Raw genomic sequence first — 10,253 nt, forward strand, 5'->3', positions numbered from 1 at the left:
ACCACCATCACCCAAGCAGACTTTATCCTGGCGGTGTGAGGAGGCCACCAGAGCAGAGCTAGCCACAAGTAGATGCGGAATGCGGCGCAATGCCGCATTCCGTTTTTTTAGTGTGAAAATTTACGTCTGTGAAATTCCGCTGAGATACCGCTTGGCAACTAGTCGATTGCGTGATTCAGCAAGGCTAACTTGCAGACTTGCAGACTTGCAGACTTGCAGACTTGCAGACTTGCTGCTGTGCGTTAGATCGAACTGCTAGGGCGGAACAGCTGTGAGCAGTCACTATCAATCAAGGACGCTGAAACTCGCTGTGATGGCCGTGCCGTCGCTTCTGATTCGATCCACGCGGCTGTCAGCCAACCCGCCCTAAGCCCCCAAATGCTGAAGTACGAGCGAACTGTCTCGTTCTTACTACAAGGTCGAGCCTCATCCAGTGCCTGGATGCTCGGTATATGGCTGCTGTTCTGGTCCTCTGACCCGAGCAGCAGCCTGGGCAACGGCTAGCGGACACCGCTTGGCGGCTAACCCGACTCGTCGATGTGCACTGAATCGAACACGGTGATTAATAAAAAAACTATTAAAAACAATAAAATACTGAATCAGTGTGTTTTTATATTATTTAGTGTCGATTCCTTGACAACACCCCGGTGTGGAACTTTTCTAGAGAGTGTGAAAGGAGCGTTAAAAAGCTGTGAAGGGAGCGTGATTGATTTAACGGATGCATGGCGAAGGTGAGAGGGCGCCGTCATCCGTTTCTGCCAACGCACGACTCAGGAGTAACACCGTGGACAGAGCCAAGCTCGCCTACATGATGGCGGTATGCCTTAAGTTCGTTCTATCGGCCCACCTCCGTGGACCGCCTCCCCACCTGCGATAAAGCTCCGCCCGAGCGGCTAGAGCATTCCAGGGACATCGTCCTCGATAGCTGACCACTGAAGACCGCGAGTCGTTGCGCGCGGTGTGGCTGAGGGCATCGCCTGAAAAACCGAGTTTTCAGTCTCTTCGCAAAAATGCGGAGTGGATTTTTTGCAGCCTGGATTTAGACCGGTTGCAGTCAGCATTGAGGAAGCAATCATGGCCAACTTCATTAAATCCGACCTCGAATTCATCCTTCAGCAGATACTGATCGCTGAAGCCCATGCGGCGGGTGCGGATCTTCGCGATTTGGTGCCAAACACCGAAGTGGCGTTTGGACTACGCACCGTCGATGGATCGTTCAATAACCTGATCGACGGGCGTACGGATTTCGGTGCTGCCGACACGCTGTTTCCTCGGTTGCTCACCCCGGTATTCAACGCAGCAGAGAATGGAACCTCCTATACCCAGACCAGTGGTCTGGTGTTCGACTCGCAGCCGCGCACCATCAGCAACCTGATTGTCGATCAGACCGCCAATAACCCGGCGGCAGTGGCCGCTGCGGCGGGCAATGATGGCGCTTCGATTGTTGTGAGCCCCGGTCTCGATGGCATATTCGGCACGCTCGACGACAAGGATGTTTTCCTTATTCCGAACATTGCCCCGGACGAGGGGCTCTCTGCGCCTTTCAACCAGTGGATGACCTTTTTCGGCCAGTTCTTCGATCATGGCCTTGATCTGGTCACCAAGGGCGGCAATGGCACGGTGTTCATGCAGTTGCAGCCGGATGACCCACTCTTCGTGCCGGGTAGTCCAACCAATTTCATGGTGCTCACCCGGGCCACGCAGGTTGCGGGGCCTGGCGCGGATGGGATTCTCGGCACGGCCGACGATACTGTGGAGCACGAAAACACCACCTCGCCATTCGTCGATCAGAACCAGACCTATGGCTCGCATGCCTCGCAGCAGGTATTCCTGCGCGCCTATGCGCTGAATGCAGAAGGCAAGCCGGTTGCGACCGGTAAGTTGATCACCAACCGCGACCTCGGTGCCGATGGCAAGTTCGGTACTGCCGACGATACGGAAATCGGCGGCATGGCCACCTGGAAGGTAGTCAAGGCGCAGGCGCGCGACATTCTCGGCATCAATTTGACCGATGCTCAATTCGACAACGTGCCGCTGCTCGCCACCGATCAGTACGGTAACTTCATCAAGGGCCCCAACGGCTATCCGCAGGTGGTGATGGCGGGCAACGTCCTGGTCGAAGGTGACCCCAGCGCTAATGGCGGGCTGGGCATCAGCCTGGACAACGCGATAGGCACCAATCACCAGTTCCTGATCGACATCGCCCACAACGCTGTGCCTGTGGGTCAGAACGGCAACATGCTTACACCTGATGCAGACGCCGTTGCCGGCGGGGCAGTCGGTGCAGGCTTCTACGACAACGAACTTCTCGACGCCCACTACATCGCTGGCGATGGCCGGGTTAACGAGAACATCGGCCTGACCACGGTGCACCATATCTTTCACTCCGAGCATAACCGTCTGGTTGAGCAAACCAAGGGGGTGATTCTCGACTCAGGTGATGTGGCCTTCCTCAATCAGTGGTTGCTGACGCCTGTCGCTGCAATACCCGCCGATCTTTCCACACTCGTGTGGAACGGTGAACGGTTGTTCCAGGCCGCGAAGGTCGGCACCGAGATGCAGTATCAGCACATCGTATTCGAGGAGTTTGCGCGCACCATTCAGCCGCAGGTCGATGCCTTCGTTGACTTCGATGACACCATCGATCCATCGATCGTCGCCGAGTTCGCGCACACGGTTTACCGTTTCGGTCACTCGATGTTGCTCGAGACCATCGACCGTCTGGACCCGAACTTCGTCTCCAGTGAGATCGGTCTGATCGCCGCCTTTCTCAACCCGTTGGAGTTTGCCGCGAGCGGCCCCACTCCCGATCAGGCGGCTGGGGCCATCATCCGCGGTGTGACCCGCCAGGTCGGTAACGAAATCGACGAATTCGTCACCGAAGCTCTGCGCAATAACGTCCTGGGCCTACCGCTCGACCTCGCGGCGATCAACATCGCCCGTGGCCGTGATACCGGGGTGCCGTCCTTGAACGCGGCGCGCCGGGAGTTCTATGCCGGCACGGGTGACGCACAGCTGAAGCCCTACACCAGCTGGGGCGACTTCGTGCTGCACATTAAACACCCCGAATCGCTGATTAATTTCATCGCTGCCTACGGCACTCACTCGACTATCACTGCCGCTACCACACTGGACGGCAAGCGTGCGGCGGCTTCGGCTATCGTGCTCGGCGGCGCTGGCGCCCCTGCGGATCGTCTCGACTTCCTCAATAGCACCGGTGCCTGGGCCAGCGGTGCAAACGGGGTCACCACCACGGGTCTCGATGCTATCGACTTCTGGATCGGTGGCTTGGCCGAGGCGAAAATGCCGTTCGGCGGCATGCTCGGTTCGACCTTCAATTTCGTCTTCGAAACCCAGCTTGAGGCGCTGCAGAATGGCGACCGCTTCTACTACCTGCACCGCCTGGCTGGACTGAATTTCGTCCATGAGCTGGAGCAGAACTCCTTCGCCGAACTGGTGATGAACAACACCGATGCGACCCACCTGCCGGGACTGCTGTTCCTCACCCCGGGGCTGATTCTCGAAGTCGATCAAACCAAGCAGTTCAATGCTGGATTGGGTAGCGCCGATCCCGACAGCGGCGACCCGCTGATGCCGCTGGTGATCCGCGACAACCCAGCTACTGTGGGCCCGGATACCAATTATTTGCGCTACACCGGCGATGAGCACGTGGTACTTGGCGGCACCGCCGGCAATGACATCCTCATCGGTAGCATCGGCGACGACACCCTGTATGGCGATGCGGGCAATGACCGCCTCGAGGGTGGGCACGGCAACGATGAAATTCAGGGCGGCGCCGGCGACGACATCATCACCGACATGGGTGGCGATGACGTCATCAAGGGAGGTGACGGCAACGATGTGATCCACGGTGGCCCAGGTGCCAATCTGATCATCGGTGGCAAGGGCAACGACTTCGTCATCACCGGTGAGGACGTCTCCGAGGTGATTGGCGGCGAAGGCAATGACTTCATTCTCGGCAGCAAGATGAACGTGCAGATGGCCGGGAACGAGGGCGACGACTGGATCGAGATCGGTAGTCAGGATGGTGCGCCCGGCGACAACTTCGACCCGTTCGGCACCGACTCGATCATCGGTCACGACGTCTTCCTCGGTGACGGCGGCTTCGATGAAATGATCGGCGAGGGCGGCGACGACATCATGGTCGGCAGCAGCGGCCCGGACAAGATGAAGGGCATGTCCGGGTTTGACTGGGCGACCTATAAGGACAGCAAATTTGGCGTAAGCGTCGATTTCTTCGCTAACGCCTTCAACGAGACTCCGCTGTCGCCGTCGATAGCGGCCATCACCACCAAATTCGCCCAGATGGAAGGCCTGTCCGGCTCGGCTTTTGCCGACCAGCTGCGCGGCGATAATGCCGATGCGGCGCAGATTGCCGCCGCTGGTGCCTACGGCAGTGTGCTGACCAACAATCACATTGACCTGATTACTGGCTTGCGGGCCTTCCTCGGCACTGCCGCTGCTGGCCCTGATGGCATTCTCGGCAATGCCGACGACCAGTTTGGCGCGGGCAATATCATTCTCGGCGGTGATGGCAGCGACATCATCGAAGGTCGTGGTGGCGACGACCTGATCGATGGCGACCTGTGGCTGAACGTGCGCATCAGCGTGCGCGCCAACATCGACGGCAGCGGCCCTGAGATCGCCAGTTTCACCAGCATGAAACCCATGGTGCCGCTGATGCTCAATGGCACCTACAACCCCGGGCAACTGGTGATCGTACGTGAGCTAGTGAGCGGGGCCGGCGGTTTCGATACGGCCATGTTCACCGGCAACTTCGCCGACTACATCATTAACGTCAACAACAACGGCACGCCCGGTAATATCAACGACGACATCATCACGGTGACCGATACCTTCGTCGACGGTGATGGCGTCGACCGCCTCACCCATATCGAGCGCCTGCAGTTCAACGATGTGGCCTATGTCAACGTCAATGGTGTGCTGGTGCAGCAGACCCCGGGTTCTGTCCTGGGTGGCAACACCGCCCCCGTGGGCCAGGTGAATGTCATCGGCTCGGTGCAAGTGGGCCAGACCCTGGTCGCCTCGGTAGCCGGAGTGACGGACGGCGACAATGTCAGTGGTGCCAACCCGAGTGGTGCAGTCACCGGCCGGGTCACCTATTACTGGCAGGTCGAACTGATTCCCGGCGATGGTTTCTTCGAGGACATCCTGGCCTTCGGCGGCCTGCCGGTCGTAGGACAGAGCTTCAAGGTCACCCCTGACCTGGAGGGCCTGAATATCCGGGTACGGGCGGTCTACCAGGACGGCAACGGCGTGCTCGAAAATGTCTTCTCGGCGCCGACAGCGGATGTCGCAGCGGGTGCGCCAGTGGCACCGCTGGCGCCGCTACCGGCGGAGTCCAGCACCAGCAGCCCGGGTATCCACCTGATTCGCTCGGACCTGCAGTTCATCCTCGACTCGATCAAGATCGCCGAACAGCATGCGGCGGGTGCGGACCTGCTGTCGCTGCTACCGCACGAGCGTTCGCCGCTCGGCCTGCGTACGGTCACCGGTGATCTCAACAACCTACGCACTGGCCAGAGTCAGTTCGGCGCCGCCGATACGGTGTTCCCGCGCTTGCTCGATCCAGAGTTCCGTGATGGCGAGAATCTGTCGATCGATCCGGACGGCCCCGGGCCACAGAACGCTGGTGACCCGACGTCCTATACCCAGAACAGTGGCTTCGTGCAGGATTCGCAGCCGCGTATCATCAGTAACCTGATTGTCGACCAGACCGCCAATAACCCGGCGGCGGTCGCCGCGGCAGCGGCAGCGCTGGCCCAGGGTTCGGCCACTGTGACCAGTCCGGGTCTGGATGGAATATTCGGCACCGCCGATGATAAGGATGTGTTCTTTCTGCCCAACGTGGCGCCAGACGAAGGCCTGTCCGCTCCGTTCAATCCTTGGATGACCTTCTTCGGCCAGTTCTTCGACCATGGCCTCGATCTGGTGACCAAGGGCGGCAGCGGTACGGTGTTCATTCCGCTGCAGCCGGACGATCCGCTGTTCGTGCCGGGCAGCCCGACCAACTTCATGGTGCTGACCCGTGCCACCAATCAGCCGGGACCGGACGGAGTGCTCGGTACGGATGACGACATCCACGAGCACAGCAACACCACCTCGCCGTTCGTCGACCAAAACCAGACCTACGGTTCGCACCCCTCGCAGCAGGTATTCCTGCGGGCCTATGACGTCACCCCGAACGGTCCGGTAGCCAATGGCCGGCTGATTACCAATCGCGACCTCGGCGCCGATGGCATCTTTGGCACCGGCGATGATGCGCCCATCGGTGGCATGGCCACCTGGGCCGTGGTCAAGGCTCAGGCTCGCGACATCCTGGGTATCAACCTGACCGATGCCCAGGTGTTCGATGTACCGCTGTTGGCCACCGACCAGTACGGCAACTTCATCAAGGGGCCGAACGGCTACCCGATGGTGGTGATCCGTACTGGTAATGGCGCCGATGGCATAGCCGGCACCGCCGACGACACCACTGTGTTGGTCCAGGGCAATCCGGCGGCACCAGTCGATCTGACCAATGCCGTGAGCACCGGTCACCAGTTCCTCATCGACATCGCCCACAACGCCGTGCCGATCAATCAGCAGACCGGGGCGGCACTGACGGCCGATGCCGACGATGTTGCCGGTGGTCCAGTTGCCGCAGGCACCTACGACGACGAATTGCTCGATGCGCACTACATTGCCGGTGACGGGCGGGTCAACGAGAACATTGGCCTGACTGCGGTGCACCACATCTTCCACTCCGAGCACAACCGGATGGTCGAGCACACCAAGGACGTGGTGCTGGCGAGCAACGATGTGGCCTTCATCAACGAGTGGCTGCTGACTCCGATCGTTTCGCTACCAGTTGGTCAAGCGGCGATAGACGCGCTGGTGTGGAACGGCGAGCGGCTGTTCCAGGTCGGCAAGTTCAGTACCGAGATGCAGTACCAGCACCTGGTGTTCGAGGAGTTCGCGCGCACCATCCAGCCGCAGATCGACGTCTTCACCGGTCCTACCCAGGGCTACGATGCGGACATTGACGCGTCGATCGTCGCCGAATTCGCGCATACCGTCTATCGCTTCGGCCACTCGATGCTGACCGAAACCATCGACCGTCTGGACCCGAACTTCGTCAACAGCGAGATCGGCCTGATTGCCGCCTTCCTCAACCCGCTCGCGTTTGCCGACAGCGGTCCTACCCCGGATGAAGCCGCCGGCGCGCTCGCTCGCGGCATGACCCGTCAGACCGGTAACGCTATCGATGAGTTCGTCACCGAAGCCTTGCGCAACAACCTGGTGGGCCTGCCGCTCGACCTGGCAGCCATCAACCTCGCCCGTGGCCGTGACGCCGGCATCCCGTCGTTCAACGCGGCTCGCCGCGAGTTTTACAACATGACCGGCGACAGCCAGCTGAAACCGTACACCAGCTGGGTCGACCTGCTGCTGAGCCTCAAGCATCCAGAGTCGCTGATCAACTTCATCGCCGCCTACGGTACGCACGCAACCATCACCGCTGAAACCACACTTGACGGCAAGCGTGCTGCGGCTACGGCCATCGTGCTCGGCGGTCCAGGAGAGCCCGCTGATCGCCTGGACTTCCTCAACAGTGTGGGCGCCTATGCCAACCTAGCCAACGGCGTGACCACTACCGGCGTCGATGCCATCGACTTCTGGATCGGCGGTCTGGCCGAAGCCATCATGCCGTTCGGTGGCATGCTCGGTTCGACCTTCAACTTCGTCTTCGAGACCCAGTTGGAGGCGCTGCAGAACGGCGACCGCTTCTACTACCTGGATCGTACCGCCGGCCTGAACTTCGTCACCGAACTGGAGAACAACTCGTTCGCCAAGATGGTGATGAACAACACCAGCGCCACCCACCTGCCGGGGCTGATCTTCCTGAAGCCTGGACTGATCCTTGAGGCCGATCAGAGTAGGCAGTTCAATGATGGGTTGGGCAGTGCCGACCCGCTCGGCGACGTGATGCGCGACAACCCCAACACCGTTGCGGTGGAGGCCAACTACCTGCACTACACCGGTGATGAGCACGTGGTGCTGGGTGGGACCAACGGCAATGACACCCTGATCGGCAGCATCGGCGACGACACCATCTGGGGCGACGCCGGCAACGACCGTCTCGAGGGCGGTGACGGCAACGACATGATCCGCGGCGGCGACGGTGACGACATCATCACCGACCGCGGTGGCGACGATAACATTCAGGGCGATGGCGGCAACGACGTGATCCACGGCGGCAACGGCATCAACCTGATCCTCGGCGGTTTCGGTCAGGACTTCATCATCAACGGCGAGGACAGCACCGAGACCTTTGGCGGCCCGGGCAACGACTTTATCCTCGGCAGCAACGCCGACGAGCAGAACGCCGGTAACGAAGGTGACGACTGGCTCGAAGGCGGACACCTGGACGGCAGCCCAGGCGACAACTTCGACCCACTCGGGCTGGATACCGTGATCGGTAATGATGTCTACATCGGCAGCGGTGGCCCGGACATCATGAACGCCGAAGGCGGTGACGACATCATGGTCGGCAGCGCAGGCCCGGGGGACAAGTACATCGGCGCCTCCGGTTTCGACTGGGCCACCTTCAAGGATGATCTGACCGGGGTGGACATCGATCTTAATGTTCGCGCCGTCAACGCGGCACCAGGGCCGGTAGCGGCCGGTATCCTGGCGCGCTTCAAGGAAGTGGAAGGTTTGTCGGGCTCGAAGCACAGCGACATCCTGCATGGCGATGATGCCGACGCAGCGGTGATCGCGACAGCCGGCGCTCAGGGCAGCGTGTTGACCAATATTGCCCTGATCAACGGCCTGCAGGCCCTGCTCGATAACGCCATCGGCGATGGCATTACCCCCGTCACTTCGTTCGGTGCCGGTAACATCATCCTCGGTGGCGATGGCAGCGACATCATCGAAGGCCGCGCCGGTGACGACATCATCGACGGCGACAAGTGGCTCAACGTGCGCATCAGCGTACGCGCTGGCGTCGACGCCAATGGTTTGCCGACAGGTCCGGAAATCGCCACCTACGACAGCATGCGGCCTCTGGTTCCGCTGATGCTCAGCGGCTTCTATAACCCTGGGCAACTGCAGATCGTCCGTGAAATCCTGCCGGGGTCCGGCGGTTTCAACTTCGACACCGCCGCATATACCGGTCTTATGGCGGACTACACCATCATCAATAGAGGTAACGGTAACTACACGGTTATCGACAACGTCGGGACCGACGGAGTCGATCAACTCAGCGGTATCGAGCGGTTGCAGTTCAACGATCAATCAGCAGTGCTGGTTGCCGGCTTGAACAACGAAGCCGTAGGCCTGGTGTCAATCAACGACAACACCCCGGAAGTCGGCTCGCTGCTCAGCGCAGGGGTCGAAGGCGTAACCGATGCCGACAACCCGGGTCTCGGTCGGGTTACCGGGCCTGTGAGTTACTACTGGCAGGCCGATTTCACCGGCACAGGCCTATTCGAAAACATCACAACCATGACCGGAGTAGGTGTGGAAACCGCGGTTGGCAAGACCTACCGCGTTACCGCTGACGTCGCTGGATTACAGCTGCGGGTCAAGGCCATCTATAAGGACGCTCATGGTGTGCTGGAGACGGTGTTCTCGGCAGTGACGGGCCCCGTTTCGGCGGTTTCCGTCAACGACGCGCCGGTTGGCACCATGCTGATCAGCGACACCACGCCAAACGTGGGGCAATTGCTAACTGCAACGAGAGCCTTCACTGACCCGGATGGCCCGGCCAACCCAGTGCTGTCGTTCCAGTGGCAGTCCGGTAATGGCGGCGTCTTTAGCAACATCGCCGGCGCAACCACAGCGACCTTCACCCCGACCCTGGCCCTGACCGGGCAGCAGCTGCGTGTCAGGGTTACCTACACCGATGACCTTGGAACGCTGGAGACGGTGACTTCGGTGGCGACCTCGGTGGTGACTAATCTGATCGTCGGCACGCCGGGGAACGATGTGTTGAACGGTACAGCGTTCGCCGACGAGATTCAGGGGCTCGCTGGGAACGACTCGCTCTTCGGTTTCGCGGGCAACGATGTGCTCATAGGTGGCGCCGGCAATGACTTGCTCAGTGGTGGCTCTGGGGCCGATACCATGACGGGCGGCACCGGCGATGATTTCTATGTCGTCACAGATATTGGGGATGTTGTCATCGAGCAAGCCGGCGAAGGTAACGACGTGGTTTGGACCACACTCTC

General features: G+C 60.3%; 1 protein-coding gene. It reads left to right on the forward strand.

What is annotated here, in order from left to right:
- Nucleotides 1–1,074: 1,074 nt before the first annotated feature.
- Nucleotides 1,075–10,253 (forward strand): peroxidase family protein (locus FBY03_RS22775; protein WP_147174624.1); only part of this gene is annotated, 9,179 nt, incomplete at its 3' end.

The sequence above is a fragment of the Pseudomonas sp. SJZ079 genome (assembly GCF_007993865.1).
Classification (GTDB): Bacteria; Pseudomonadota; Gammaproteobacteria; order Pseudomonadales; family Pseudomonadaceae; genus Aquipseudomonas.